Raw genomic sequence first — 25,902 nt, 5'->3', positions numbered from 1 at the left:
TCAACAATGACGTCTAACATGCAGAAACCGACCTACGGTCGGGTGGCCCAGCGGCAGCGACACCAGGGGGAAGCGTGACGGAAACCGCGAAACGGCTCGTCGTGATTGTGATCTTCGAGGGCGTGGACCTGCTCGACATCACCGGGCCGCCGGAGGTGTTCGCGCTGGCCCGCCGGGAAACGGCGGACGCGGCCGGCTACCACGTGGTCCTCGCCGCCGGGACCATGGACCCGGTCACCACCGGCGCCGGTGTTCGTGTCCTGCCCGACCTCACCTTCGATGAGGCTGCCGAGCGCAGCATCAACACCCTCATCGTGCCGGGGGCCGTGGAGATCGACGACGACGGGCGCGTCCACCCCCTCGTCGATCCCGCACTGGTCGATTGGGTGAAGGTGCTCGCGGCGCGGACGCGCCGGATCACCTCGGTGTGCGTCGGGGCGCATCTGCTCGCCGCCGCCGGGCTGCTCGACGGCAAGCGGGCCACCACGCACTGGTCGACCGCACCCCAACTGGCCTCCGACCACCCGGAGGTGGAGGTCGACGCCGACCCGATCTTCATCCGCGAGGGCAATGTGTGGACCGGCGCCGGGATCAGCGCCTGTCTCGACCTCTCCCTCGCCCTGATCGCCGACGACCTCGGCGAGGCCGTCGCGCTGCGCGTGGCCCGCCAACTGGTGATGTACCTCAAACGCTCCAGCGGCCAGAGCCAGTTCAGCGTCCCGCTGGAGCAAGTCTCCACCACCCGGCGCATCGAGGAGCTGCGCCACCACATCCTGCGGCACATCTCCGAGCCGCTCACCATCGAGGACCTCGCCGCGTACGCCCATGTCAGTGACCGACATCTGACCCGCCTGTTCAAGAACGAACTGGGCACGACCCCGCACGCGTACGTCGAATCGGTGCGCGTCGAGAAGGCCCGCCACGAGCTGGAGTCCTCCGACGCCACGCTCGACCGCATCGCATCCCTCTGCGGCTTCGGAACGACCGACACCCTCGTACGGGCCTTCCGCCGCCGTCTGAACACGACGCCGACGGAGTACCGGCGCAGGTTCCGGGTGCCTCACGTGCCCTGACGAACGTTGCCCTCTGTGAGGCGTGTTCGATCCCGGGTCAGGTCCGCGCAAGTTGAGGGCGGCCTCGATGGCGGCGGTCCGGTAGCCGGCGTCCACCCACGTCTTGCGTATCTGCGGCTGGGCATCTGCGGTTGGGCATCGGCGATGCGGGTGAGCAGGTGGTGGCCGTCGGCCGCGGCACCGGACACGCTCGCGGCGGTGATCAGCACGGTCAGCAGCAGGCCCAGGGTGTCGCAGTCGAGGTGGCGCTTGCGGCCGTCATCCTGAGCCGGCGCGGCTTGCGGCCTGCGGTCCTGGGGGCGATGTGTAGTGGGCGGTGCCCTCAACGCAGTCGTCACCAGGGCCCGATGACGGCGGAAATTTCTTCTTCGGTGCGTCGCCAGTGGAGAGGCGTCGGATACCGGTTGCCGGTCGGGAACCAGTCGCACCGTGGGGCGGTGGCCCCCCGGGAGGCATCCGCGTCAGCTCGGCGTCGGCTTCCCTCTTGTCCCAGCACCACCATCAGCGCGAGCGTCCCCAGCGTCCCCGGCTCTCCGCGGTAGCTCTCGGACGCGCGGTGAACGGCCCGACCGGTGGACCGGAGATGCAGTGCACTGGCTGGTCGCGGTTGAGGAGGATCGCGATGGCCAGGGCGGCTCGGCCGTCGGCCACTCTCGTTGATCGCGACGCGGTGATGGTGGGTCTTGCCTGCGTCGATGCCGGCCCAGATCGCGGCCATATGGTGCCCCCGTGCGGTGGGTGCTGGTGCCTCCCGACGGACGACCTCGCTGTCGATCTCCTACGTGGCGATCATTCGCAGTTCTACTAATTTCCTCGGAGTGTTGTCGGGGAGGGTGACGGGTGGTGATCCCTGCGGTAGGCCGGTGGTATGCGGTCTGCGCAGGGTGGCGGGCTGACCGCCGAAAGGCAGCAAGCGCGTGAACGGATCCCGTGAACGGATCCTGTTCGAGGTCGGCGAGCAGTTCGCGCGGGGTGGGAAGAACGCGGCGATCGCGAAGGGACTGTGGGTGAGCGAGCGGTCGGGGGAACGCTGGCGGCGGGCCTGGTGCCGGGGTGGGACGGCGGCGCTGGCGTCCGCCGGGCTGCCGAAGCTGCCCAGGCTGACCGATGACCGGTTCGCCGACTTGGAGAAGGACAGAGCCCGGTCAGAGTTCGCTCGCTGGGCCCTCGGCGACTATTTCGCAATCGGGGGATCGGACAATGTCCTCTTCCTGGCTCCGACATCCGAAGAAGACGTCTTCACCTTCCGGATATTCGAGCACGTCGGCAGCGAGGCACTCTCCTGCGGCAACGGGTTGCTGAGGGCCGGGCACTCCCTCTTTCTCCGTACCGGGAATCCATGGAGCCTCCTCACGGAATTGCCTTCCGGGCATTCGCGCCGCGTCCGATTGAGCGCCGGAGAGGAACCAGGGCGGATACGCGTCGGCATGGGGCCCCGCGCGCCGTCCCCGCAGAACCGCACCGCCGCACCGGACGTGCACCGATACGGCCGGCCGGAAAGCGTCAAGCTGGACATTCCGCCGCCTTCTCACGCCCCGTGGCCGGCGGGCGACCCCGCCAAGAGATGTGGACCGGCCACCTCGTCTTCACCGGCGAGCCCCACCTCGTATTCATCTGCGGCCGCGGCTCACCCGCCTGGGAAGAACTCCTTTTCCCACCCGAGCGCACCGACGAAAGCGTGGCGCTGCTCGATTACCTCGGCCGCGTCATCAACCTCCGCCACAAGGGCCGTTTCCCCCACGGAGTCCACGTCAACGTCGTCAGCATTGATGGCCCATCACTGCGATACCGCACCCCGGAACGTGCCATCGACAAGACCGGGGCGGCCTCGAACTCGAAGACAGACCCGCCCTGGTCTGCTCCGGCACCGTGCCAGAACGGCAGTCACCAGAGTACTGGCAGGAGAACGCACTGTGACGAGAACCACTACCAACTTCACCACACCGGCAGTAAGCACCGAGATCGGACAGACCGAATTGACCGGCGACGGATACACCGATCCCGCGCAGACCCTGCGCCAGGCCGGGCTGGACGTCCGGTCCCTGCCTCTGGCGGCCGACGACAGCGCTCAGGGCCTGCGGCGAGCCGTCGGACAACGCGAGGTCCCGCTCCTGTTTCACCATCTGACCGACAGCTGGCCCGCGCGGCGAACCTGGCAGCCCGAAGCCCTACGCCGCTCTCACGGTGAGCGGGAGGTGACGGCACTGATGGATCTGCCTGGGGACGGAGTGCTGTACCCCCGGGACCAGCATGCTTACGAGCGCACGCTGCCTCTGCACCGGTTCATCGACGCGATGACGTCGGCCGACGGGACATCCCCGTGCTACCTGGCGTACCAGCGGGCGGCGGAGTTCTTCGACACACGCGACTGTGACTTCGCCGGCCTGCTCGGATCCCGCCAGGAGCAAGGCAGTGACACCCGGGTGTGGATCGGCTCCCGGGGGACCCGGTCCATGCTGCACTCCGACTTGAAGGACAACCTCTTCTGCCAGGTGTCGGGCCACAAGACGGTGACCTTGCTGTCATGGAAGGACAGCAAGGCCGCCTACCCCTTCTACGACAACCTGGTCAACAGTCAGGTGGACGTGGTCCATCCGGATGTGGCGCGTTTCCCCCTGCTGTCCCACGTCTCCTTCTACAGCGGCACCGTCGGTCCCGGCGACATCGTGTACATACCACGCGGCTGGTGGCACGACATCCGGGCACGCACCGCCTCCGTCTCGGTCAACCACTGGTTCGGCCCCGCGCAGAGCCTGAGCGAATACCTGGCGCTCCTCGTACGCCTCGGTCCCCCCTACTGGCGGCGCACCGCCTCGGACTTTGTCCGGCACGGCCTGCTCGGGCGCCGGGAGGAGACCCGGTTCTTCTTCTCCCCGCCCTCCACGGGCCGTCGGCTCTATCAGGCGCTGCGCACCAGGAATTTCAACCACGACAACGACCCCTCCACCTGAGGAGCGCCATCGATGACCACCAACGTCCCGGGCTTCTCCCTGCCTCCCGCACGGTTGCCCGACGTGGAGCGGAAGTTTGCGCAACGTCTCACCGGCTTCCTGCTATATCTGGCCAACGAGGGCGTGATGACGGTCGACGGCGAGCACGTCACCCTCTGTTCCAAGGCGCGTGCGTACGCCGAGTTCCGCAGTTGGTACACGTTCCTGGTCGGCGGCTGCGCCACCACTGCCGGGCAGGCGGGCCAAGCCCTCCGCCGCGGCTCGGCTCTCAGTACGCGTAACGGACGTGATGTCGGCGTGGGTAGCTGCGAGACAGCCCGCTACGACGGCATGCCGATGACCGAGACGCTGCTGGCCGACGCCGGCGTGGAACCACGCACCATCCTGGACCCGGGCTGCGGCGATGCCCTGTACCTGATCGACAGGTGCCGGCGGATACCCGGCGCCACGGCCTGGGGCGCCGAGCCCGACCCGGCGGCGTCCAAGCAGGCACAGGCCCGCGTGGAGGCCGAGGGACTGGCGGACCGTGAGGGCGTGCGCCAAACCCAGGCGCTGCCGCTGCCATCGGAACGGGACCAGCTCGCGGCCACCAACTGGTTCGACTGATGACGACGACATGTGAAGAGCCCAGAAGGGTGCTCGTCACGGGCGGGGCATCCGGTATCGGCGAGGCGATCGCGGCCGCGTTCCTCCGGCAGGGCGCTCGCGTCGCCGTCCTCGACCGGGACCCCGAGGCCCTGGAGCGTTCACCCGCAGGACGCGACGGTGCCGGTGGCCTGTTGCTCGCAGCGGATGTCGCGGACCCCGCGGCTGTGGAGGATGCCTTCTCCCGGATCGACAAGGACTGGGGTGGGCTCGACGTGCTGTGCAACAACGCCGGCATCAGCATCCGTCAGCGCTTCCTCGATACCACGCTCGACAACTGGAACCGGACACTGGCCGTCAACCTCACCGGCGCCTTCCTGGTCGCCCAGCACGCGGCACGCCTCATGAGCCGAACCGGCGGCGTCATCGTCCACACCGCGTCGGTCAGCGGCATGGTCGGCATGCCCCATTACGCCGCCTACAACGTGACCAAGGCCGGCCTGATCGAACTGACCAAGACCATGGCACTGGAACTCGCCCCGCGCATCCGGGTCAACGCGGTCTGCCCGGGCTACGTCCTGACCCCCATGCAACACGCCGAGTACACCGAGGCCATGCTCAGCGAGTGCGCGTCGGACATCCCCCTGCGCCGTCTCGGGGCCCCGCAGGAAATCGCCGCGCTCGTCTCCTATCTGGCCTCCCCGGAAGCCGCGTTCGTCACAGGGCAGAGCTTCGTCATCGACGGCGGCGAAAGCGCGGGCGGCCTGGCCAGCGGGGTCTGACCCGTCGACCGCGAGACCGGCCATCCATCCCAGTTCACCCGACCTCCACAAGGTGGATACATGCTTCATAACGTTGCGACCGGCCGTTCCGCTGACTCCCGCCGCCCCGAAACCAATCCGGTGCACTCCTTCACCGAGTGGGACCCACTCGAAGAGGTGGTCGTGGGCCGTCTGGATGGTGCCGTTTTTCCCACCTGGCAGTCCTCCATGACGGACACGATGCCCCAGAGCACATGGGACGCCTTCAGTACACAGGGCGGTTCTGCCTTCCCGCACGAACACCTGAAAGCGGCCCAGGAGGAACTGGACAACCTGTGCGAGGTCCTCGCCCGTGAGGGTATCCGCGTACGCCGCCCGGAGGACGCCCCACACGGGCAGCCGTTCGCGACGCCCAACTGGTCCACGTCGGGCGGCCTGTACGCGGGCATGCCGCGGGACTGCCTCATGGTGGTCGGCGACGCCATCATCGAGGCACCGATGTCATGGCGGTGCCGGTACTTCGAAACGGATGCCTTCCGCGGGCTGATCAAGGACTACTTCCAGCGTGGCGCCCAGTGGCTCCCCGGCCCCCGGCCGCAGTTGACCGACGAGCTGTACCGTGACCAGCCCACCGACGGTCCCGGCGGCTGGGCAGTCACCGAGTTCGAGCCGGTCTTCGACGCCGCCGACTTCATGCGCTTCGGCCGAGACCTGGTCGTCCAGCGCAGCCACGTCACGAATGCGTTCGGCATCGAATGGGTACGCCGCGCCCTCGGCAACCGGTTCCGGGTCCACGAGATCGAGGTCAACGACCCGCACGCGATGCACATCGATGCCACCCTCGCACCGCTCGCCCCCGGCAAGCTCCTGGTCAACCCCGACCGCTACGTGCACAACCCGCTGTTCGAGGGATGGGACATCCTGCCCGCGCCCGGCCCCACCCTGCCCTCCGACTGGCCCATGTACTTCTGCAGCCCCTGGGTGAGCATGAACGTGCTCTCCATCAGCCCGGACACCGTGGTGGTCGAAAGCCACGAGGAACCACTCATCAAGGCCCTCACCCAGTGGGGCTTCCGCTGCCTGCCTGTCGACTTCCGCCATGTCTACAGCTTCGGCGGCTCCTTCCACTGCGTCACACTCGACGTGGCCCGCTCAGGAGCCAACGGCACCTACCTCGCAGCAGGGGACGGCGCCGATGCCTGACCTGATGAACACCGTACGGATCACCGGCCCACGCCAGGCCACCCTCACCGTCAAACCCATGCCGCGCATCGACCGGGACTACGTGCTGCTCCGTGTCATGGCAGCCCCCATGTGCAACGAGTACGTCGCCTACACCGAAGGGATCTACCTGGAGCGCAACCGGCCCGACTCCCTCGGACACGAGATGGCCGGCGAAGTGGTGCAGGCACCGCCCGGGGCCCCGGTACAGGCGGGGGACCGGGTAGTGGCCCTGTGCGGCTACCCCTGCGGACGCTGCGAGCCGTGCCACCGTGGCTACTACTCGCACTGCGCTCGGACGGAGGACCCGCTGGAGGTGTGCGGCAGCGAGTCCGGGGAGTGCGGCTTCGCGCAGTACGCCGTGAAGCCCGCCTGGATGCTGGAGCCCATCCCCGACGGCCTGTCCTACGAACACGCCGCCATGGCCTGCTGTGGCCTCGGCCCCACCTTCGGTGCCATGGAGCGTCTGGGCGTCACGGCCGGCAGCACCGTCCTGATCACTGGCCTAGGGGCGGTCGGTCTCGGCGGTGTCATCAACGCCAAGGCACGCGGAGCGCGCGTGATCGCCGCCGTCCGTAGCCCCTACCGGGCCGGACTCGCCCCGAAACTTGGATGCGACCGCGTGGTCGGCGCCTCCGTGGACGAGGTGATGGAGGCCACGGAGGGCCGCGGAGCGGACCACGTCATCGAGTGTTCGGGTCAGAGCGTCTACCACCGGCTCGCCGTGGACTCGGTGGCCCGCCTCGGCAAGGTGGCCTTCCTCGCCGAGCCCGGCCGCCTGGACCTCAGCGTGGACGAAGACCTGGTCCAGCGTGGAGTGACCCTGCTGGGCACCCTGGACATCAACCGCAACGACGCCCGCCGGCTGCTGACCCTCATCGAATCCGTCCGCGCCCAACTGGACTGCTACATCACGCATCGGCTGCCGCTGGAACGCGTTGCCGAGGCGTTTCAGGCACAGGCGGCGTTCGAGACCGGCAAGGTGATCCTGTTCCCGCACGGTATGAAGGAGGCCAGATGACCGGCACACCGCGCCCCGCCTTGCTGCTGGGCGGCGCCGCCGGACCGGCCCCCTCCCGGGAGATCCGGAACCACCTGCGCAGACGGATGCGGCCCGGACGGCACGGTGGCAGACCGCCTGCTTTCGGCCGGGAGGCGTACAATCAGCCCTGGCCGGGCTCCACGTCGCAGGTACCTTTCTCTGAAGTCCACCGGGTGATCCGCTAGCTCAGGTGATGCTGGGCCCAATCGGAGACGCCACTCAGCCGGACGGCGGCTTTGACGGGGTCACCGGTTCGGGTGGGCTGCCCCACCTCGAAGTCATGGCCGGTCAAGCCGCTCTCGTCCTCGACGATGCGAGCGATGCGATAGGCCAGCTCCATCATTCGCTCCGTTGCGCGTCGGTAAGTCGGAGCAGCGGCAGGTCGGCATCGGGATCGAAGCCAGCGTTGAGGCGGTCAAGCGTTTCCTGAAGTGTCAGGCCCGGCTGCACCCGAACGAGCATGATGTCGTAGGTCACCGGGAGAATCTATGCAACTTTCCGCTGCTGGGCGACAGCATTAACCCTGCCTCCAGAACTGACCCGCTCGTGATAAACCAAACGAAGTTCGCAGTGTTGTTCCCGCACCTGGACGAACGACAGCGGCGGCTGTTGAGGGCCGCGGAGGCCCGAGGGAGGGCGCCATCGAAGCCGACACCCGCCTGATCGTCGTGGCCGGCCGGCCCTTGCCGGGCAATCGGCATGACTCCCGCGGCGGGAAGGAGTCCGGGGCCAAGGCCGCCGTCGGTAACACCATGAACATCGCCGACATCGGCTACCAAGGCACCGGACTGGTTATCAGGCCGGAAACTCTTCTCCCTTGCGGAGGCGGCGCGGGTCAAGGAACTGCGACGCAGTGTCGACCTGTCGCTCCGTATTGGCCCATGAGCATGATCCTCATGGAACGCCCAGGGGCCGACGAGCCACCCCAACCACGACGACCATGATGCACCCACCTCACCCCTGCGTCGGTGGGGTGTAGTGAGCGAGCCATGCGGCCTGCCAGCGTGGTTCGGCCGGAACCTGGACGCATGGTCGAAACACGATCGAGACCGGGGTATCTCGGAGGTAATCGATCGCTACGAAAAATCCTGATCATGCACGTCGGCCAGCATGGCCTCTTCGACGGGCACCAGCAGGAGTTCAACATCTTGGTCCGCGCCTTTGACGGGGAGCAGAACCGGCTCGTGGTCCACGGACGGGTCTGACGCGGGCGGCAGTGGCTGTGTCCCTCTCCAGGGGTGTCGTTTCGATGTTCGTGTGCGTGAATGTCACAGGGCGCCTACGGAACCCGTGACATCAGGTGTTCAGACCGTGCCACCAGCCTGTAGGGCGTGGCTCAGCCTCCGGCCCTCGCAGCTGTCTCCATCGCTGGTAGGGGTGAACCACGTCGGCCGGCAGCTTCGTTCGTTTGCTGGCGGGCATCGCCGTGTTGACAGCGTTGCCCTGATGCGGGGAGGGATACAGATGAAGGCAGAAGCTGGCCGTGACAATGCCAATGGCTGGGAAACGGCGGGGGACCGCACCGGTGGAGCCGGCGCGGCGCGGCCCGCGGTGGACGACGGTGCCGAGGAGGCGGGCTCGTCACGGTTGTGCCCCCTTGCGGAGCCTCAGGCCCCTGGCGAGGCGGTGCAGGAGCTGCCGTTGCCGCCGCCGGGTTCGGTGGGACCGCCCGCGGAGTACCGGCGTCTGCGTGCCGAGTGCCCGGCGGTACGGGTACGGCTCCCGGTCGATGCACCCGGCTGGTTCGTCACCCGTTACGCCGACGTACGGGGCCTGCTGGCCGACGGTCGGCTGATCCGGCCCCCCGTGGACGCCTGGCCCACCAGCCCCACCGTCGACCAGGCCCCTCGGCTCATCACCATGATGGAGCTCGACGGACCGCGCCACCAAGCGCTGCGCGCCGTGGTCTCCGACGCGTTCAGCCTGCGCGCGATCCGCGAACGCCGACCGGTCATCCGGCATCAGGCCGACCGGATCCTGGACGACTTCGAGCGCGGTGGCCAGCCCGGAGACCTGGTCACCGGCTTCGCGGAACTGTTCCCCCTGCTCGTGGTGTGCGAACTGACCGGCCTTCCTTACGAGGACCGGCACGACTTCCTCGCCCCCGCCGACGCCGCGCTGGGCGCGCTGATCTCGCAGGAGGAATGGCATGAGGTGGCCCAGTGGCTGCGCGGCTACCTCACCGAGCTGATCGAACGCAAACGCCGGGCACCCGGCGAGGACCTGTTCACCGACCTCGTGCGACGGCGTGACGCCGGCGAGCTGAGCACCGACGACGTGGTCGTCCTCGGACTCTCCGTCCTCGTGGCTGGTTACCGCACCAGCACGATGTTCCTGGCCAACGCCATCCACCAGCTGCTGCTGCGCCCGGCCGACCTCGCCGCGCTGCGCGCCGACCGCGGCCTGCTGCCCGGGGCGGTCGAAGAACTGCTGCGCTTTTTGCCGGTGCTGAACGGCCCTGTGATCCTGCTGGCCACTGAGGACATCGTGCTGCACGGCACGACTATCCGGGCCGGCGAGGCCGTCGTCCCCGTCATCGCCTCGGCCAACCTCGACGACTCGGTCTTTCCTCACGCCGCCGAACTGGACCTGCATCGCCAGCAGAACCCGCACCTGGCCTTCGGACGCGGTACCCACAACTGCTTCGGCGCCCATCTGGCCCGCGCCGAACTGGAGATCGGCCTGGAGGCGCTGCTGGACCGCTTCCCCCGGCTGCGGCTCGCCGACGGCGCCCACGTCCGCTGGGACGACGATTCTCCGGTCAAGTCGCCCCTCACCCTGCCCGTCCAGTGGTAACCGCGTCAGACGCACAGCCGACGCGGCACACCACCGCGGTGCACGCCACATCCGCTCGACCCGCTCGACCCGCTCGATCCGGTCAGCAGCCGCCCGGACCGCTTGGGACGACACACGACACACCGCTGTGGTCACCGGCGGATCGCGACGTACGGAACGACCCTCGACTGCGCCTTCCCCATCGAGCCCAGCAGCAGCCCTCGAAACGGCTCCCGCACTGAGATACAAAGCCACCCGGGGTACTGCCCGCCAGCCTTACGCCGCCGCCGGCTCCAGCCCATAGGCGGCCAGCGCGGTGAGCTTGTCGCGCCTGCTCTTCCCGCGGCGTTGTTCGGCCCCGACTTCCTGCTGGAGGTGGAAGTGACTGCCGCGGTCATTCCGTAGATATCGCAGACGGAGCCCCGGCCGCTCAGTCGGCGGGGTCCTCTCTGATCCTTTCCTCGTCCTCGGTCACCTTCGTGCGAGGATCGCGGACAGGCCGAACTCGAAGCGCTCGCCAAATGACTCCGCGTCGAGATGACCGAGGGCGCGATGGAGGGCAGGGTAGGCCGTCTCGGAGACCGCGTTCGTCAGACGGCTGTTCGGGGACTGGTGGGTCGCCGCATGTTCTTCCTGGGTGAGGCCGAGGGCGAGGTAGACGATCGTCCACGTGGTCCAGGCGGCCTCACGCTCGTCCAGAACGCCGTCCAGCAACGCGGTCACCACGCCGCCCACCAGCACTTCCCGGCAGGTGGCGTCGGGATGAACGCCGGCATCCAGGACGCGCACAACCTCGGCTGGAAACTCGCCGCCACCCTCCGCGGCTGGGCCCCTGACCACCTGCTTGACACCTACCACACCGAGCGCCACCCCATAGGCGCCCAGCTGATGGAACACAGCCGCGCCCAGACCGCCTTGATGACCGGCTTCACCCCCGAAGGCCTGGACCTGCGCTCCCTGTTCAGCGGGATGATCGCCACCCAGCCGGCACTCAACAAGGCTCTGTCCGAACGTCTCACCGCGCTCGCCGTCAGCTATCCCACGTCGGACCCACCCACCGCACTGCGGCCCGCTGATCGCTCCCGCGGATCGGGGCCTCTGGCATACGAGTTCGAGGTCTGGTTCAAGCGCAACGCAGTAGGCGGTCCGATCACCGCCCGTGCGCCGGACGACATGCAGCTGGTTCAGTGCAGCTCAGCGCTGGCAACATGCCGGGCGACCGCGTCGCCGCCGGGACGCGCATACCGCTCCAGTGAGCGGACGGAGACAGGATGGGAGCGGGCCACGGGCCAAACGGGCTGCTTCAGCCGGTGCCGGTGTCTTGCGCTGCCGCCCGGGCCCGGGTGCCGGCGAGCCGGTAGGGCTCGGTTCCGGTCTCGACCACCAACTCCCCGCCGACTGGACGACGTACCGTCACCACCGCTCGCCGACCTCGTCCAATCCTCACCTGCTGGTCAGCCAGAAGGGCGCGGTCGACCCCGACCACCCGGCCGTCAGCATCGGCACTCTGAGCGGAGTCCTTCCCCGCGGGCTGACGCTGAGCGGCCTGAGGCAAGACCGCATCCTCAACGAAGCAGCCGAAAGCGCCGACCCGCTCACGCTGATGCGGCTGTTCGGCATCACCGAGCAGACCGCCATGCGCTACGTCACCGCCGCCCACTCCGAACGAACCGCCAAGCTGCCCAGGAAGCCTGCCTGGTTCAGCCCTGGAGGCCTGCGAGCCAGTCGGTCAGTAGGCGGTTGACCTCGTCGGGGCGCTCCTGCTGGATCCAGTGGCCGCAGGCGTCCAGGAGGTGGGAGGCCGACAGGCCGGGGAGGGTGGTGGGGTAGGCGTCGATGGCGTCGGACATCCAGGTGGTGGAGGCGTCCAGGGCTCCGCCGATGAACAGGGAGGACTGCTCGATCGGGGCTCCGCGGTGCGGGGCGAGGTCTTCCCAGTCTCGGTCCATGTTGCGGTAGCGGTTGAGTGCGCCGGTGATCCCTGTGCGCTCGAACTCCCCGGCGTAGACGTCGAGGTCGTCCTCGCTCAGCCAGGCCGGGAGGACCCCCGTGGGGAAGCGGTCACGCAGCCGGCCGCCGGCGCGGGCGACGAAGTGCGGGTCGGGCTCGCCCTGGGCGGGCATGGTGTCGCCGGACAGGGCCGCGTAGAAGCCCGCGAGCCAGCCCCGGACGTCGGGCTCGATCTCGGCCTCGGCGCGGCCGGGCTTCTGGAAGTAGGAGACGTAGAACTCCTGCTCCGGGCCGCCGATCTGGCCGAAGACGTCGGTCGGGCGCGGGCCGCCGGGCGGCGCGTAGGGGACGCTCAGCAGGGCGACGGCGCGGAAGACCTCGGGGTGGAGCAGGGCGGAGGCGGCGGCGATGTTGGAGCCCCAGTCGTGGCCGACGACCACCGCGTTCTCCTCGCCGAGGGCGCGCACGACGGCGACGTTGTCCTCCACCAGGTCGAGCATCCGGTAGGCGTCGGTCGCGGCGGGCTTGGAGGAGCGGCCGTAGCCGCGCACGTCGATCGCCACCGCCCGGTGGCCGGCCGCGGCGAGGGCCGGGAGCTGACGCCGCCAGGAGTACCAGGACTCGGGGAAGCCGTGCACGAGCAGGACCAGCGGGCCGGTGCCCTGCTCGACCAGGTGCAGGCGCCCGGCCGGGGCCTCGACGGTGCGGTGGCGGAGCTCGGCGGTCGGCTCGGGCTGCATGGGCTTCTCCTCGGTTCGCGGGCGGACGCGGCTGTCCATCGATCATGCGGCGCGGCACCCGCCCGACGCGATCAGCCTTGCCCATTTGGCAAACTTGCAGGACAGAGCGGTGGAGCGGCACGGCAAGAAGGAGCGGGAAAGGTGGCAGTCGACGACTTGGACGGCACACTGGCCGCGATGGGGCCCCGGTTGCGGGCCGCGCGCGAGCACCACGGCGCGACGCTCGCCGGTGTCAGCTCCGCGACCGGCATCTCGACCAGCACGCTGTCCCGGATCGAGACCGGCCGGCGCAAGCCCACCCTGGAGGTGCTGCTGCAACTGTCGAAGGAATACGGCGTCTCCCTGGACGAGCTGGCCGGCACCGCGCTCGCCCCCGCGGCCGAGCCGCGGGGGCAGGCGCCGCTGACCTTCGGGGATGACAAGGTGGTACTGCCATTGACCCGGTACGTCGGCGGCCTGCACGCCCACAAGCACGTCCTGCCCGCTGTCGAGGGCCCGCCCGCACGGCCGCGGCAGGTCTCCCACGAGGGCTACGAGTGGCTGTGCGTCCTGTACGGGCGGCTGTGGCTCGCGCTCGGCGACCAAGACCTCGTCCTGACTGCCGGGGACGTTGCCGAGTTCGACACCCGCACCCCGCATGGGGTGGTGAACGCCGGCTCCGGCGGGCCTGTTGAGTACCTGATTATGTTCGGGCCCCAGGGCGAGCGCCTACGGCTGCACACCCCTCCGGCCGTTGACCGCGGGAACCGCCGGCCGAACCGCGCCCAGGCTGGCCGCGAAGCGCCGCCGTAGGATCCGGAACCCGTTCCGACCAGACAGTGAAACCGCGACTTGCGCGCAGGTTCGCGGTCAAGGGCCGCCCAGATTCCCGGAACTCGCGCGCTACCGACCCGACGGCGCAGACAATCGTCGCCGCTTGGCCGATGACGATACGAGGGGCCTGAATCATCGGTATCCAAGGGGCATGCAGCATCGCAGGCACGCTTGTCACGTCGTTCCGTGCTGAGTGGGCGGCACTGGGGCCAGGCCGTACGGTGTGGTTGATAGTTGGGGCGGACGTCTACGTCCTCCATGACGGGGGCTCGCTCTTCCTCGCAGCGCTACGCAACGACGGCAAGGCGTACAACGAGGCCCGGGGAACCGCTGGTCGCACGAGCCCGGATCCCCGGTCGCCGACCGCGCCACCCTCGCCATCTGGTGGCCCCGGTGCTACGGGTGCGGCAGGCCGTCAGCCGTTCGAAAGTGTTCCCGCAGGAGCTCGGACCTCGCGAGTACCTTCGCGACTTCCGGGTAGTCCCGTCGCACTCTGTGGGCGTACCGTGCGCAGAGTTCGCTTCTCTTCCTCGGGTTGTTGTGCAGGAGTGACTTTGCGTTCCACAGGTGGGTGAATGTCTTGTTCTTACGTCCCGACCACAGCTCGCCCCCCGTGTAGTCACGTAGGAACGAACCGATACGCACACCGCTCGCCTTCGCGCACATAGGCAGCAGCCGCTGCTCCGCGAAGATCGGGTGTGCAGGCACCGACCCGTCGGGCTCCGACCGGACCGGGTTGCCCGCCATGAACGACAGCGCCCGGTCGGCGTATTCGGCCTTGAACGCGTCTTTGGTGAAGACAAGCAGCGCGGCGCTGCAAGGAGCGACTGACCAGTCGAGGCCGCTCCAGTCGAACCCGGGTGGTGCGACGAGGCGGTCCCGGCCGACGTAAGCGGCGAAGCCGAGTGACTCCTCGTGCAGGCTCATCACTTCCGCGGTGACCAGCTGCCGGATGCCGTCCCAGACGATGAGGTCGATGTCCATGACGCAGCACGGCGCTGCCTCCTGCCGCAGAGCCACGATCTTCCCGAAGGACCAGAAGACGCCGACGTTGATCGTCTGAGACGCCGACTCCAGGAGACGGGCATCGACCCCGCCGTCCCAGAGGTCCAGAAGTCCGAGCCGGTCGTAGAACTCCTGGCCCGGAGGGTCCGTATAGAGCCGGATCACTCCGTTGTGTCGACGCCACTCCAGAGCTGACACGACCGTCGTGAGGACCTCGAAGTCTTCCTGACGGTATGGGGAGCCGTTGGCTCGCGAGACGTAGTAATTCGTGGCCGGCCGGGTGGAAACGACGTGGATCGCCTTCACAGTCGCCCCCTCCCATGGCGCCCCGGCCCACGGTCCCACGCACGGCCATGGCCGGCGGACGGCGGCTCCCTCACGACAGGTACCGCCGGATGCTGGGCATGTGACGCAGCATTCCCACGAGTTCGGGGTAGTCGCGGCGGATCCGGGCCACGCACCGCCGACAGAATGACTCCCGGCAGTCCGGGTCGCTCTTGAGCTCGTCCTTGTAGGCCCAGACGTGGGTGACCAGTCGGTTCCTCGCACCGTCGGCCATCGTCTCGCTGTTGAGCTCGGGCCTGGGCCAGTCCAGGAAGTACGCCGGTCGCACGCCCAGTCTCAGCGCGCACATCGGCAGCAGCCGCTGGGCCACGAACACGTCGTGGACCGGCAGACGGCTCTCGGCTTCCCGCCGGATCGGGTTCCCCAGGATGAACTCCATCGCCTTGGCATGGAACATCTCGGTGAGCCGGTCAGCCGCGTAGTAGGTCAGCGAGGCGTTGCACGGGACCGCCTCCCAGTCCCACTCCTCCCAGACGTAACCGGTGGGCGTACTCAGCTCGCACCGGGCTCGGTACACACCGTGGTGCAGGGGCTCCTGGTGCAGTGCCATGAACTCCGAGGTGATCAGAGTGCCGATCGCTCCCCAGACGACAAGGTCCGTGTCCAGCGAGACGAAGGGTGCCGCCTCTGCCCGGAGGGCCGCGACGCGTCCGGCCGTCCAGAACACGTCGTGGTTGATGGAGGCGGGCAGCGACTCCAGCACGTCCGTGTCGATTCCGCCCTCCCACAGCTCCGTCATCCCAAGGCGCCGGTAGTACGCCTCCCCGACACGGTCGGTGTACAGCTTGATCGGGCCGTTGAAGCGGCGCCAGGCGGCCGCCGAGAGGATGGTCGTGAGGAGTTCGAAGTCCTCCACCTCGTAGCCGTCGGGGCCCTTCAGCCGCCCCAGGTACGGCACGGACGGCACGGTGGAGTTGACGTGGATGGCCTTCATCCGGCGTCAGAGCTGCGGGCGGCCGGTGAGCCGGTTGACGACCTCCGCCAACTGGGCGAAGGCAGGGCGGACGCTCGGGGAAGCCATCGAGGCGCGCAACACGAACGGGACCTGCCCCCGGTCGATCCTCATCGCCACCTCATCGCCCTCCGGGGGATCCTCGTCTTCGAGGGGGAACCACAACGTGATCCGGGCGTTCGCCGACGTGATGGCGACCGAACCGACGAGCGAGTCCGGCACGTACCGTTCGTCCGCGTTCGGCGGGAGCTCCATCAGGGACTCGACGTTCAAGTTCCGTGCCAGGGCCGCCAGTTCCTCGGGGCGAACCGCCTCCGAGAACCGTTCGTCGACGTCCCGCAGTTCGTCCACATGGGTTACCGCGGCCTCACCCCTGGAAGGGACCGAAGCCCGGAAATCGACCCGCTGTCCCGGGCAGCCGCCGGAGATGTGCAGGTCGATCGTCACGTCGTCGGCGGCGGAAGCGCCCTCTTGATCGCCCGTCGGGCCGTCGGCCAGCCGTGCGACCGCGGCCCTCATACGCTCGACGTCGGGCCGCGTAAAGGATTCGATGGTTACCCTCATGTCGTCCTCGCCCTCGTCATGAAGCGGTCCGGCCTAGATGAGATCCAGGCCGATCGAGAAGGCCTCGGCCGTGAGTGGCGCCGAGACACATATCCGGTTGACGTGGCGCTGCAGCGCCGGTCCGATGTTGTTGTCCATGACCGTTCCCGTGTTGACGGGGTTGCGGTTCGGGCAGCGGGCATCGGAGTACTCGTCCGGATTGCCGAGCATGTGGCCGAACTCGTGTGCGGCGACGTCGCCGCTGTCGGCCGTGTCCCACAGCGTCATATCGCTCTGGGCGGGGCCTTGGCGCACCCGGACGACGTGGTGAGGGCTGGAGGTCACCCACTGCACGTCAAAAGTGATGACGGAGTTGCCGTAGGGCCCGGTGCAGACGAAGCGGTTGCTCCACTTGTTCTCGATGCCGGTCTCCCACGTCGTTCGCAGCGTCGCCATCTGGGCGGCGGTGATCCCCGCGTCGGGGTTGAGCTGGATCCGTACCGTGACAGCGGTGCAGTTCTGGAAGTACGCGGCGGTCCAACCGAAACTGCACTCGGACACCCGGAATCCGCGCTGGCCGATGTACGGGCAGGGGCCCGCGAGGGCATGGGGGCCCTCGGCGGGCTCGGGGGCATTGTGCGACACGACGACTCCCTTCGCCGCCACCTCATCGGGAACGGCAGGCTGGGAAGCGGATGAGGGGGAGGGCCCCGATCGGAGCGGCTCCGAGGAGCCGGACGCGCCGGCCACGAGGTAATCGCTGTACTCCGGCAGTGGATCGACGCCGTAGAACGCGTCGGTCCTCCGGGTCAGGTCCAGGAACTCGGCGAAGAGACGCGGGGAGTAGGGAACCGAGTCGATCCGGTGGAGGACGTTTCGCGCGTACGCCCGCGCGTTGTCCGCCTTGAAGTCGAACGCGTCCGACGGCGTCGTCCCACCCGCCGCGCCCAGCCCGCGCAGAAAGCCCTCGATACGCTCGCGCGCCAGCTGCCGGAGCTCGGGCGGGAGCGTGGAGATCCGGTGGACGGCCGGCACCGTGGCGATGTAGCTGGAAATCGAGTCGGCGTCGGCGAACTTCCCCGACAGGACCATCGTGTAGTACGCGGGCAGGTCGAACAGGTTGAGGTTGGTGATCGTGTTGTGCAGGTTGACGGTCGTGTTGGGCAGTGCCTTGACCTCGGTGAAGTGGCGGAAAACATCGTCGAAGTCGCTGTGCATGCGCACGTATTCGGTCGTCCGCCGAGTGCCGTCCAGGCTGATGTTGAAATGAACCCGCTCGAATCGCGAAAGGTGCGGGCGGATGTCGACCTTTCCTGAGGTCAGCGTGGAACCGTTCGAGATGATCTCCACGGACACATCGTTCGACAACTCGTTCAGCACGTCCAGGAAACGGGGCTCGTTGATGGGGTTGCCGCCGTGGAACGTGACGATACGGATGGGGTTCGCCCGAATGAAGCTGATGACCTTGTCGATGTCATTGCGCCGGTACCCGACCGACTCCACGCCCAGCATTCGGTGGCGGTCGGAACTCAGCCGTGTGCTGAGCTTGTCGAAGCACATCCGGCAGCTGTAGGTGCAGAGGTTGCTGAGGGCGATCAACAGATACTGGGTCCGACTGACGTCGCCGGTCGTCTCGTCGTAGGCCTCTGCGACATCCCGCCAGTCGAATTTCTCCTGGTAGTAGTTGTGGACGGTCGGCTGGCGCGTTGCCTCGTCCAGGCATGCCCGGCAGCCCTCCGGCACCTCACCGCGCAGGAACTGCCGGCGGGCGATACGCATCTTCTCACTGTTGACCAGCCCGGACACGTCGTCGACCAAGCCCAGGCGACCGGCCTGCGGCCCCTTGTCCTCGCAGCAGATGATTGACTCGCCATCGGCCCAGATGGCCAGCGAGACGAAGGGGGCGATGCAGAGCGGAGTCCTGTTCTCGGGCTTCTGACTCATCACGGCTCCCGGCGGGTAGCAGATGAAGAACGTCAGCGGTCGGCCGGAGAAACCGAACCAGCCTCGGCGTAGGGCATTCTCTCGGAGGAATCTGAGAGTCCGCCATGGCGAATAAGTCCCACAGATGAAGACCAGCCATATCGCGCGCCACAATGGCGAGCGGACTTCGCTACCTCACTCGCGGGCAGCGCCTGGGAGATGACTGTTCTCGCGCGGGGAACAGGAGTGCTATTACGTCGAACAACGCGGCCAGGATCACTCCCAGCACGCACCGCGTCAGCGGGCGAGGCTCGTGGGTCCCAGCCTCGTGCGGTACGCAATGGCGCCTCACCCAGTTCATCTGTCAGAGGCATGGGCGGGCGGCAGCCGTACCCGAGTGATCTGTCGGACGAGGCGTGGGAGCTGATCCGGCCGTTCATCACGTCCTGGAAGGGACAGCACCGTTCGGTCGGCGGTCACGAGGGCCGGTACGAGGTGCGGGAGATCGACGCGATCCTGTACTGGGAACTGTCTTCAGTTGTGATCAAGTCTGGGCTCGGGTGCCGGTCTGGTAGGAGTGTGTGGTGACGCGTGAGCAACTCACCGTCAGCGCGGGAGAGTTCATTGGGTCGTTCCCGCCGGTCGGCAGGTTCGGCCCGTGTGTCCCGAGCGGCTGCGCGAGCAGTTCGAGGGAGTGATCTGGCGGTTCCGCACCGGCAGCCGGTGGCGGGAGATGCCGAGCGGCGGTTCGGCGCCTGGCAGACCGTCAGGTGAAAACCAGACGGCCGCCCTGAAAGGTCACGAGCTCTCCATCGAGCACCAGGTCCTCCTTCATTCGTGTGGCGGCCGCCGCCTACGGCAGCGCACTGAGGTGCGTCTAGGCCTTGGGTGCGATGCCGCTGGCCCGGAGCAGCGAAAGACCCCGGGTCGCCCAACGCGCCCCGGGGGACACAGCCAGGACCGGCGCCCCCTGGGCGTATCCCGGTGGATGACGGCTGGGGTTGGGCCTGCGGGAAAGGCATGGGCGGGCAGGGTCAGCTCAGCGGGGGATTGAATGCGGTGGCCCTCTGCGCCCATGGCGTTGGCGAGGGCGGCGAAGTCCGGGGCCGGGTAGCCGGCGTGGCCGGGGGCCAAGTTTTTGCGGTGCAGGTCCTGGCGTTCTTGCCCGAATCCCTGATCGTTGAGGATGACCACGCTCAGTGGCAGTCCGCTCTCGGATCCGCGACTCGACGCACACTGGTTCCTGTCGAAACGTCGGAATCCGCGCCTGGTGAGCACTGGCCGCGTCGGTCGTGGGTGAGCAAAGCTGCCCCACGGCTGACGCGGTCAGCGTTGCGTTGAACGGCAGGGCAAAAGTCAATGTCATGGCGGCGGTCGACTCGTCCCATCCCCAGCGGGTGACGATCGCCAGCAACGACGGCGGGGGGATGCAGTGAGTCGCGACGGTGCCGATGGGCGACAAGCAATTGTGAGTCTTGAAGCGATAACGATGAGTGACCTCTGCCTGCCTGGCGGCGGGGAACTTGCCGTGGGATGTTCGCATAGGGGCGTACGCCCGTAGCGCGTCTCATCCCGGGTGCGCCGCTGACAATTCGCCGCTGCACCATTAACGTCCAGGTGTGCAGTCGGCTGGGGCCGTTCGGCCCCGCGATGTGGGAATCGAGAGGGCCGACGGCTCGGGGGGCGGTACACCGCTGCCATGACGCCGGGGGAGTCATAAATGGCAAGCAGTGTCGAGATCAAGTCTGTAAGAGCGGGGCCATGAAGGCGACCTGATGGGGCCCGCGGCTGGGCAGTGAAGCATCGCGCCGCTCGGGTGACTGGGGCGTCGTGACGGGGGAGGGGCCGTGTCCGTCGATGATTACCTGAACAAGACTGAGGACGAACTATACGCGCTGCTGGGCACATCACTGCTTGGCGATACTCTCGGAGCTGGCCCGAGCGATCCCGACCTTCCGCGCCGGTTCGGCCAGGAATGGTTCCACGGGCAGCTGGATGACCTGCGCAACAGGATCTGCGGGCACGAACGGCTCAAGGCGGCGGTGGGCACCAGCCACTCGGACCGGGTGATCGATTCCTATGCGCTGTGCGAGATTCTCGGCGACTTCGGCGGGGACCCGACGAAGGCTGCGTTGGTGGCCGTCCTGGTGGCCCGAATTGGGGTCGGTGCCTTGTGCTCTGGCCACACGCCGCTGCCATGACCGGTGAGTCGATGGCAGAGAAGGCCGGACGCCACTTTGTCCCGGTAGGCAAGGAGAGCTATTCCTCCTACCTGCGCAAGAACATGGCCGACATCGGCGCGCTGAGCGGCGATCAGAGATAGCGGCTGCCGTTTCCCGAGCTATTCGGCGAGTCCTTGCCTCAGGTACTCGAGGCTGCTGCTGTGGATCTCGCCTCTGCCTTCACCGCGCTCGGGCGGGGAGAACGGCTCTCCCAGCTCGTGGTGACAGCCACCAGCAGCCAGTGGGTCTCAGCCCACTATGCTCCGCAAGAGGATGAATCCGGTCTGGTGGTGGTCTCGGACTCGGTGTCGCCACCGTCGTGATCACCCAGCAAGACCGACGGGATGAGGATGGCTTCCAGTATCACGACGCGGCCGACTTGTTCTTGCTGCTGACGATCCGGTTTCTTCTCGGCCACGAAATGGCCCATCATGCGCTCGCCCACCAAGCCGAATGCTCCCAGTCGCCGGAACAGGAGTCCCAAGCCGATTTTCTGGCTCTCCAAGCCGTACACCTCGTGAACGCAGACGTGATGACTGAGCATGCGTCCGATATTCCCTTTGTGCGCAAACAATGGCTGGAAGAATGCGGCGAGTTCTATGGTTTGGTGAGCGCCGTCATCGGGATGCTGGCCGTGCAATCGCAGGAAGAAGCCCTGATGGTCAGGCGGGGCAGAACACACCGCCCCGCACGTGAGCGGGCCGCCCGACTCATCGAGCTGTCCTTGAGCGACGCCCGGATCCACGATCACGAACGAGCTTTGGGCCACCGCGATGCAAGTTTCCGCAAGCGGATGGATTCGGAGCGCTACGGTTTGGAACTTCTGACGCGCAGCCTTGCAGAGGCGACGGACAGGGCGGCAGACTTCGGCGCGAGTCCCGTCGGCTTCAACTGGACGGGCCTGACCACCGCGCAGGTCGTCGCGCCGAGCGAGGGCCATTTGCGGGAGGTGGCACGGCTCGATGGACAGCTGCGCCACCCCGACGAGTCACTCGCCACCGCCCTGTCCCGCAGCCCGCTGCACGATGGTGCCCTCCACGCGCTGGCCGGGGACACACGCCGGGCGATGCAGGCGTGGAAAGTACCCGATGCCACGATCCGCACCACGCATGATGAGACCACCGCTCTGGCGTTTTACACCCTCGTCCACTTCATCCGGACCGCCAGTAAAGCGTACGGCCTTTCAGGAGATGACCTCCGCGAACTTCCGGTCATCGCCGCGACTTTGGTGGCCCGACGATTGTCCCGTGTGAGTGATGGAGGTGCCTGAACTCGCGGTGGGCAGCGGGCGTGGGAGTCCGTAAGAAGATCGTCAGTGTGCCATTGAGGGGGCCCCTCCACTCTCCGCGGCTCTGCTCTGGGCCCCGTACCGCCATACCCAGGACGGTAAAGCGCACACGCCCCGTCCGCGGAGACCGGCCGATGCCGTCATCACCCTACGCAGCCTCATTCGCCGCGCCTGGACCACCCACCGCTGGGACGACCGGCCGATCAGGCGACCATGACCCACGCCCGTCCGCGCGAGTTCTCAGCCCGGTTGCTTGATGCTCTCGATGATTCGGGCGAAGCCTTCCTCCCCATGCCCTGCGTCAATCTGGCGTTGGATGAGTCGCTGGACCATGGTGACTACCTCAGTGCTGATGCCCTGGTCGGAACTGGCGGCCAGGAGGTCACTGAGATTGGAGAACTGGAGACTCTGCTGCCCTTCGACGGTGTAATCTCCGCCGTCGATGACTGCGGCGAATCCTTGGAAGGCGCCGGTCATGGCGGTCAGCCAAGGTGTGGCCTCAGCAGCGAACTCGCCCGCCGTCACACCGGCTGGCGAGACCATGGCGGCGCCGTGCATGAATCCGGCGAACATGACGTACATACCCGCGAGTAGAGCGAGGTCGTACAGGGACGCCAGCCCGGCATCCTCACCGAAGTAGGTACTGGTTCCCCACAGGTCGAGCAGCGGCTTGTACTGATCGAAAACATCGGCTGATCCGCTGTAGAGGATCGATGCCCCAGGCCGGCCGATCATGTGCGGTACGGCCATGATGCCGCCGTCCAGATACGCGACTCCCGCTTGGGCGGCCCAATCGGCCAGCTCCCGTGACTGAGCAGGTGACGTCGTCGTCACGTTGACCAGGGTTCGTCCGGTCAGCTCATCGGAGAGCGGATCGAGCACCTCACGGACCGACGCGTGGTCCAGCAGGCATGCGATCACCAGTCGGCTGGCCCGGACCGCGTCACCGGCCGTGCCGGCGGCCTTGGCGCCCTGCGCAACGAGGTCGTCCGCCTTCCCCGGTGAGCGGTTCCAGCATGTGGTCGCGTAGCCGGCCTTCACCAGGGCGCCCGCGAGAGCGCTGCCCATCGCCCCCAGCCCGAGAACACTCACCTGGACGCTGTTGTCAGTTGTCATTTTTGGCGCTCCCCCTCGTGTTGGTCCCTCGGTGCGATCTTCTCCGTAGCCAGTAGAGTTGACCAGTACGGACTAATTAGTGGGGTACTCACCTGTGAGTAAGCACCCCTTGGAGGGCGGATAACAACTGCAGCGCGACGTGGTCCCTATTTCCGTGCCATCGACGCGACGAGGGACGTAATCGCCGGGAAGTGGAAGGCGCTCACCCTCTGGGAGCTGCACCATCACAGGACCCGCCGGTTCGCCGAAGCTTCGCCGCGGTCTGCCTGGTGTCAGCGAGGAGATGTTGATTCAACATCTGCGGGCGATGGAAGAAGATGGGCTGGTGCATCGTGAGGTGTACCGCGAGGTGCCGCCGAAGGTCGAGTACTCCTTGACGGAGCACGGCGTCTCGCTCAACGCGGCCCTGGCCTCTTTGGGAAAATGGGGCATCGAACGCATGCGGCGGATCGGGGAAGAAAAGGTCTCCGGCGACGTTGGCGCGACAGTTCGGCGAGAGGAGCGGAGTTCGAGGCCGCCACGGGGGCGGGCTCAGATCTGACGGTCGTTCCGATGGCGGCCAAGGGCACGACCGAAGCGCTCCGATATGCCCGGCATCAGGCTTTCGCCGTCAGCCGGCCGGTCCAGGCCGAAGACGTAGCCAGGGAAATCCAGTTCCTTCTGCACAGCCCAGATCGCCTCGTGATCCTGGGGCGGAAGGATCCGCGCCGGGTCGCCCACGGCTACCCAGCCGATCGGCACCATCGAGTCGGCGGGCAGCACCGTGCGCAGGTGCACGATGCCGTTGATGCGTACCTCCGAACGCGTCCCGATGTGCGCACCGTTGAACACCCGGCTTCCCGTTGCCAGGAATACCTCGTCCTCCACCGAGCATCCGGTCAGGTACGAGGTGGGGCCGACCAGGACCTGCCGCCCCAGGCTCAGCGGATCGCGGCGTGTTCCGCGCAGGACCGCGTTCTCCATCACGATGCAGCCCTCGCCCAGTTCCACCGGGCCGCCTTCGGCGGTGAGCACGGCGCCGAACAGCACCCGGCACCCTGCTCCCACCCGCACGTCTCCGCTCAATGTCGCGGTCGGCGCGATATAGGCCGTGGGATGCACGGTCGGCGAACAGCCCTCGTGATCGATCAACATGTCCGCGATCATGCCGTAGCCGGGGCCGTTTACGCGCGTCATTCCACCAGGTAAGACCGTAGGCGATCGCACCGGTGTGCAGAAGCCGGAGCCCGTCGTCCAGCTGCATGGGCGCTTCGGTTCAGCACCGAGAATCCCCAAATCTGATGGTCCTTCCCCGGCCGGTTGCCTCGGGTGCTGGCCCGCACTGTCCGGGTCAAGTTCCCGTGGGGGACCGTCGGTTCGCCCCGAGCACCACTCAGAATTCTCGAACTCGCGGAGGTTGGAGTTGGAGCGCCAGTACGGCGAGCTGGCCATGGACGCGACATAGGAGTCGGAGCCGCCACCGCCGACGGTCCGCGCGATCGGCTGCCCGGAGTGCGGGGCCGACCGCGACCTGCTGCCACTGGCCGCTGGAACGACCCGGCCCCCCTGCTCTGCCCGAACGGCCATGAGCGAGTCGGAGAGTTCACCGCAGACGAACTCACCTTCATGCAGCGGCTCATCCAGGCGGCCACGCCGGAAGGGCAGCCGGTTCACGGCTAGGGCTGCCGCCGGAGGCTGCCATCGTGACGCCTACGCGCCTCGCGGGTCTGGCGACTTCGCCTGCACCGCGCTGGTGGTCCGAATTGAGGCGCCGCCGCCGTTCGCACCGCTACTGCTGGTCAATCACTTCCCGGATTTCCAGATCGACCACGAGCGCGAGCGGGAACTGCAGGCTGTGGTCGCCGTCCGATTCCTGGCTCAGCGGCCCGAACCGCACATGGTGCTGGCTGGCGACATGGACGCCGACCCGGACGCGGCCAGCATGCGCTTCTGGCGCGGGCTGCAATCCCTCGAGGGCATCAGCACGTGCTTCCGCGACGCCTTGGGTGAGGCTCACCCCGGCCAGCCGGCACCGGTGACCTATACGCCGGACAACGGCCTGATGGAGGACTGGTGGTCAGTCACCACCGTTTCTTGCAGGGCGACAAGATCCGGCCGCAGCCGCGTAAGCCCATCGGCCGGCACCTCCCGCCGGGCCGGCCAGTCACCTCGGATCCCCCACACACTGAGCGTCACCACACGCATACCTCCGAGGTGCCCCGGAGCACGCACGTGATGCGGTGCAGATCATGATCGGTTATGCCAGGAGGACGCGTTGTCGGAGCCGACCGTTTCACCCCCGCGGCCCGAATCGAAGGGCCTACAACCGCCAGGGCGGCAAGAAGATCGCCGAGGAGATCGCCAAGGCCCTCGACGGGACCGGCCTCCGTCTCGTCGCAATGCGCAGGACGGCCATCTCGCTGCGCGAGCCCCGGACCGGCGGGGCGTCCGCCAGCGGGAACTCGTTCATCAGGCGATGGGCGATGGGCGACGCCCATCCAGTTCACGCTGGGATGGGTGCCGCTGCGATCGACGTACTGGAGGTGCTCCATACCGGCAGCGCACGAAGCGGGGGAAGATGATGGCAGCTCCAGCAGAGGCTGAGTCCCACCATGTTG

At 67.6% G+C, this 25,902-nt stretch carries 23 protein-coding genes and 5 pseudogenes; 17 read left to right on the top strand and 11 right to left on the bottom strand.

Annotated features, from left to right (window positions below; translation table 11 throughout):
- Window positions 1–74 precede the first annotated feature (74 nt).
- The 7 genes and pseudogenes from ACWDZ7_RS35765 to ACWDZ7_RS35735 all read left to right on the top strand — a co-directional run bounded on the left by ACWDZ7_RS35765 (window position 75) and on the right by ACWDZ7_RS35735 (window position 7,612).
- Window positions 75–1,073, top strand: a complete 999-nt coding sequence (locus tag ACWDZ7_RS35765; protein WP_451802905.1) for a GlxA family transcriptional regulator — start codon at window positions 75–77, stop codon at window positions 1,071–1,073.
- An 868-nt stretch (window positions 1,074–1,941) separates the two neighbouring features.
- Window positions 1,942–2,242: pseudogene (locus tag ACWDZ7_RS35760) on the top strand (IS630 family transposase); the annotation flags it as partial.
- 744 nt (window positions 2,243–2,986) lie between these two features.
- Window positions 2,987–4,024 carry a cupin-like domain-containing protein gene (locus ACWDZ7_RS35755; RefSeq protein ID WP_451802923.1) on the top strand — a complete coding sequence of 346 codons (1,038 nt, stop codon included), beginning with the start codon at window positions 2,987–2,989 and terminating at the stop codon, window positions 4,022–4,024.
- A gap of 12 nt (window positions 4,025–4,036) precedes the next feature.
- Window positions 4,037–4,630: a hypothetical protein gene (locus ACWDZ7_RS35750; RefSeq protein WP_451802903.1), complete on the top strand. Its 594-nt coding sequence runs from the start codon at window positions 4,037–4,039 to the stop codon at window positions 4,628–4,630.
- A 29-nt stretch (window positions 4,631–4,659) separates the two neighbouring features.
- Window positions 4,660–5,391 (top strand): SDR family NAD(P)-dependent oxidoreductase, encoded by a 732-nt coding sequence (locus ACWDZ7_RS35745; RefSeq protein ID WP_451802901.1) that lies wholly within the window; start codon window positions 4,660–4,662, stop codon window positions 5,389–5,391.
- Between the two features lie 60 nt (window positions 5,392–5,451).
- Window positions 5,452–6,573 (top strand): amidinotransferase, encoded by a 1,122-nt coding sequence (locus ACWDZ7_RS35740; RefSeq protein WP_451802899.1) that lies wholly within the window; start codon window positions 5,452–5,454, stop codon window positions 6,571–6,573.
- Complete coding sequence (locus ACWDZ7_RS35735; protein WP_451802898.1) at window positions 6,566–7,612, top strand: zinc-dependent alcohol dehydrogenase; 1,047 nt, start codon at window positions 6,566–6,568, stop codon at window positions 7,610–7,612. The genes ACWDZ7_RS35740 and ACWDZ7_RS35735 overlap by 8 nt, the downstream gene beginning before the upstream one ends.
- 202 nt (window positions 7,613–7,814) lie before the next feature.
- On the opposite strand, the gene ACWDZ7_RS35730 is transcribed toward ACWDZ7_RS35735, so the two are convergent.
- Complete coding sequence (locus ACWDZ7_RS35730; protein ID WP_451802896.1) at window positions 7,815–7,973, bottom strand: hypothetical protein; 159 nt, start codon at window positions 7,971–7,973, stop codon at window positions 7,815–7,817.
- The gene (locus ACWDZ7_RS35725) at window positions 7,973–8,110 is read right to left on the bottom strand and encodes a hypothetical protein (RefSeq protein ID WP_451802894.1); all 138 of its coding nucleotides are present in this window, start codon (window positions 8,108–8,110) and stop codon (window positions 7,973–7,975) included. The genes ACWDZ7_RS35730 and ACWDZ7_RS35725 overlap by 1 nt, the downstream gene beginning before the upstream one ends.
- Before the next feature lie 164 nt (window positions 8,111–8,274).
- Here ACWDZ7_RS35725 and ACWDZ7_RS35720 point away from each other — a divergent pair.
- From ACWDZ7_RS35720 to ACWDZ7_RS35705, 4 genes and pseudogenes are all read left to right on the top strand, one after another.
- Window positions 8,275–8,430 (top strand): annotated as a pseudogene (locus tag ACWDZ7_RS35720) (IS5/IS1182 family transposase); the annotation flags it as partial.
- A 667-nt stretch (window positions 8,431–9,097) separates the two neighbouring features.
- Window positions 9,098–10,429 (top strand): cytochrome P450, encoded by a 1,332-nt coding sequence (locus tag ACWDZ7_RS35715; RefSeq protein WP_451802892.1) that lies wholly within the window; start codon window positions 9,098–9,100, stop codon window positions 10,427–10,429.
- Window positions 10,430–11,077: 648 nt separating this feature from the next.
- Window positions 11,078–11,461: pseudogene (locus ACWDZ7_RS35710) on the top strand (FAD-dependent monooxygenase); the annotation flags it as partial.
- Window positions 11,462–11,729: 268 nt separating this feature from the next.
- Complete coding sequence (locus tag ACWDZ7_RS35705; protein WP_451802927.1) at window positions 11,730–12,152, top strand: hypothetical protein; 423 nt, start codon at window positions 11,730–11,732, stop codon at window positions 12,150–12,152.
- On the opposite strand, the gene ACWDZ7_RS35700 is transcribed toward ACWDZ7_RS35705, so the two are convergent.
- Window positions 12,109–13,098, bottom strand: coding sequence for an alpha/beta fold hydrolase (locus ACWDZ7_RS35700; RefSeq protein ID WP_451802890.1), 990 nt, complete (start codon window positions 13,096–13,098; stop codon window positions 12,109–12,111). The genes ACWDZ7_RS35705 and ACWDZ7_RS35700 overlap by 44 nt on opposite strands.
- 141 nt (window positions 13,099–13,239) lie before the next feature.
- Between ACWDZ7_RS35700 and ACWDZ7_RS35695 the strand changes: the two genes are divergently transcribed.
- The gene (locus ACWDZ7_RS35695) at window positions 13,240–13,890 is read left to right on the top strand and encodes a helix-turn-helix domain-containing protein (protein ID WP_451802888.1); all 651 of its coding nucleotides are present in this window, start codon (window positions 13,240–13,242) and stop codon (window positions 13,888–13,890) included.
- Window positions 13,891–14,307: 417 nt separating this feature from the next.
- Here ACWDZ7_RS35695 and ACWDZ7_RS35690 read toward each other — a convergent pair whose 3' ends face one another.
- The 4 genes from ACWDZ7_RS35690 to ACWDZ7_RS35675 form a co-directional block, all read right to left on the bottom strand.
- Window positions 14,308–15,222 carry a DUF6734 family protein gene (locus tag ACWDZ7_RS35690; protein WP_451802886.1) on the bottom strand — a complete coding sequence of 305 codons (915 nt, stop codon included), beginning with the start codon at window positions 15,220–15,222 and terminating at the stop codon, window positions 14,308–14,310.
- A gap of 70 nt (window positions 15,223–15,292) precedes the next feature.
- The gene (locus tag ACWDZ7_RS35685; RefSeq protein WP_451802885.1) at window positions 15,293–16,195 is read right to left on the bottom strand and encodes a hypothetical protein; all 903 of its coding nucleotides are present in this window, start codon (window positions 16,193–16,195) and stop codon (window positions 15,293–15,295) included.
- A 6-nt stretch (window positions 16,196–16,201) separates the two neighbouring features.
- Window positions 16,202–16,732: a hypothetical protein gene (locus ACWDZ7_RS35680; protein WP_451802884.1), complete on the bottom strand. Its 531-nt coding sequence runs from the start codon at window positions 16,730–16,732 to the stop codon at window positions 16,202–16,204.
- A gap of 78 nt (window positions 16,733–16,810) precedes the next feature.
- The gene (locus ACWDZ7_RS35675; RefSeq protein WP_451802882.1) at window positions 16,811–18,700 is read right to left on the bottom strand and encodes a twitch domain-containing radical SAM protein; all 1,890 of its coding nucleotides are present in this window, start codon (window positions 18,698–18,700) and stop codon (window positions 16,811–16,813) included.
- A gap of 563 nt (window positions 18,701–19,263) precedes the next feature.
- Here ACWDZ7_RS35675 and ACWDZ7_RS35670 point away from each other — a divergent pair.
- Window positions 19,264–19,447 (top strand): annotated as a pseudogene (locus ACWDZ7_RS35670) (transposase); the annotation flags it as partial.
- 63 nt (window positions 19,448–19,510) lie between these two features.
- Here the strand turns inward: ACWDZ7_RS35670 and ACWDZ7_RS35665 are convergent.
- The gene (locus tag ACWDZ7_RS35665; RefSeq protein ID WP_451802880.1) at window positions 19,511–19,957 is read right to left on the bottom strand and encodes a thiamine pyrophosphate-dependent enzyme; all 447 of its coding nucleotides are present in this window, start codon (window positions 19,955–19,957) and stop codon (window positions 19,511–19,513) included.
- Between the two features lie 569 nt (window positions 19,958–20,526).
- Here ACWDZ7_RS35665 and ACWDZ7_RS35660 point away from each other — a divergent pair.
- The 3 genes from ACWDZ7_RS35660 to ACWDZ7_RS35650 all read left to right on the top strand — a co-directional run bounded on the left by ACWDZ7_RS35660 (window position 20,527) and on the right by ACWDZ7_RS35650 (window position 22,171).
- A complete protein-coding gene (locus tag ACWDZ7_RS35660) occupies window positions 20,527–20,880 on the top strand; it encodes a hypothetical protein (protein WP_451802878.1) in 354 nt (117 codons plus the stop codon).
- Window positions 20,877–21,002, top strand: a complete 126-nt coding sequence (locus ACWDZ7_RS35655; RefSeq protein WP_451802876.1) for a hypothetical protein — start codon at window positions 20,877–20,879, stop codon at window positions 21,000–21,002. The genes ACWDZ7_RS35660 and ACWDZ7_RS35655 overlap by 4 nt, the downstream gene beginning before the upstream one ends.
- Window positions 21,003–21,220: 218 nt before the next feature.
- Window positions 21,221–22,171 carry a hypothetical protein gene (locus ACWDZ7_RS35650; RefSeq protein WP_451802874.1) on the top strand — a complete coding sequence of 317 codons (951 nt, stop codon included), beginning with the start codon at window positions 21,221–21,223 and terminating at the stop codon, window positions 22,169–22,171.
- A gap of 258 nt (window positions 22,172–22,429) precedes the next feature.
- Here the strand turns inward: ACWDZ7_RS35650 and ACWDZ7_RS35645 are convergent, their stop codons facing one another.
- Window positions 22,430–23,305, bottom strand: coding sequence for an NAD(P)-dependent oxidoreductase (locus tag ACWDZ7_RS35645; RefSeq protein WP_451802873.1), 876 nt, complete (start codon window positions 23,303–23,305; stop codon window positions 22,430–22,432).
- A 120-nt stretch (window positions 23,306–23,425) separates the two neighbouring features.
- On the opposite strand from ACWDZ7_RS35645, the pseudogene ACWDZ7_RS35640 reads away from it, so the two are divergent.
- A pseudogene (locus ACWDZ7_RS35640) lies at window positions 23,426–23,846 on the top strand (winged helix-turn-helix transcriptional regulator).
- Here the strand turns inward: ACWDZ7_RS35640 and ACWDZ7_RS35635 are convergent.
- Together ACWDZ7_RS35635 and ACWDZ7_RS35630 are read right to left on the bottom strand one after the other, a co-directional pair.
- Entirely contained in the window at window positions 23,837–24,481 is a 645-nt protein-coding gene (locus ACWDZ7_RS35635; protein ID WP_451802871.1) for a gamma carbonic anhydrase family protein, read from the bottom strand. The pseudogene ACWDZ7_RS35640 and the gene ACWDZ7_RS35635 sit on opposite strands and share 10 nt — an antisense overlap.
- Window positions 24,482–25,073: 592 nt before the next feature.
- Window positions 25,074–25,301: a hypothetical protein gene (locus ACWDZ7_RS35630; protein ID WP_451802869.1), complete on the bottom strand. Its 228-nt coding sequence runs from the start codon at window positions 25,299–25,301 to the stop codon at window positions 25,074–25,076.
- Between the last annotated feature and the right edge of the window lie 601 nt (window positions 25,302–25,902).

This window comes from Streptomyces sp. NPDC003032, from assembly GCF_053591415.1.
The sequence above is the reverse complement of the archived record's forward strand: the minus strand, read 5'-3'. Positions and strand labels throughout refer to the sequence as shown.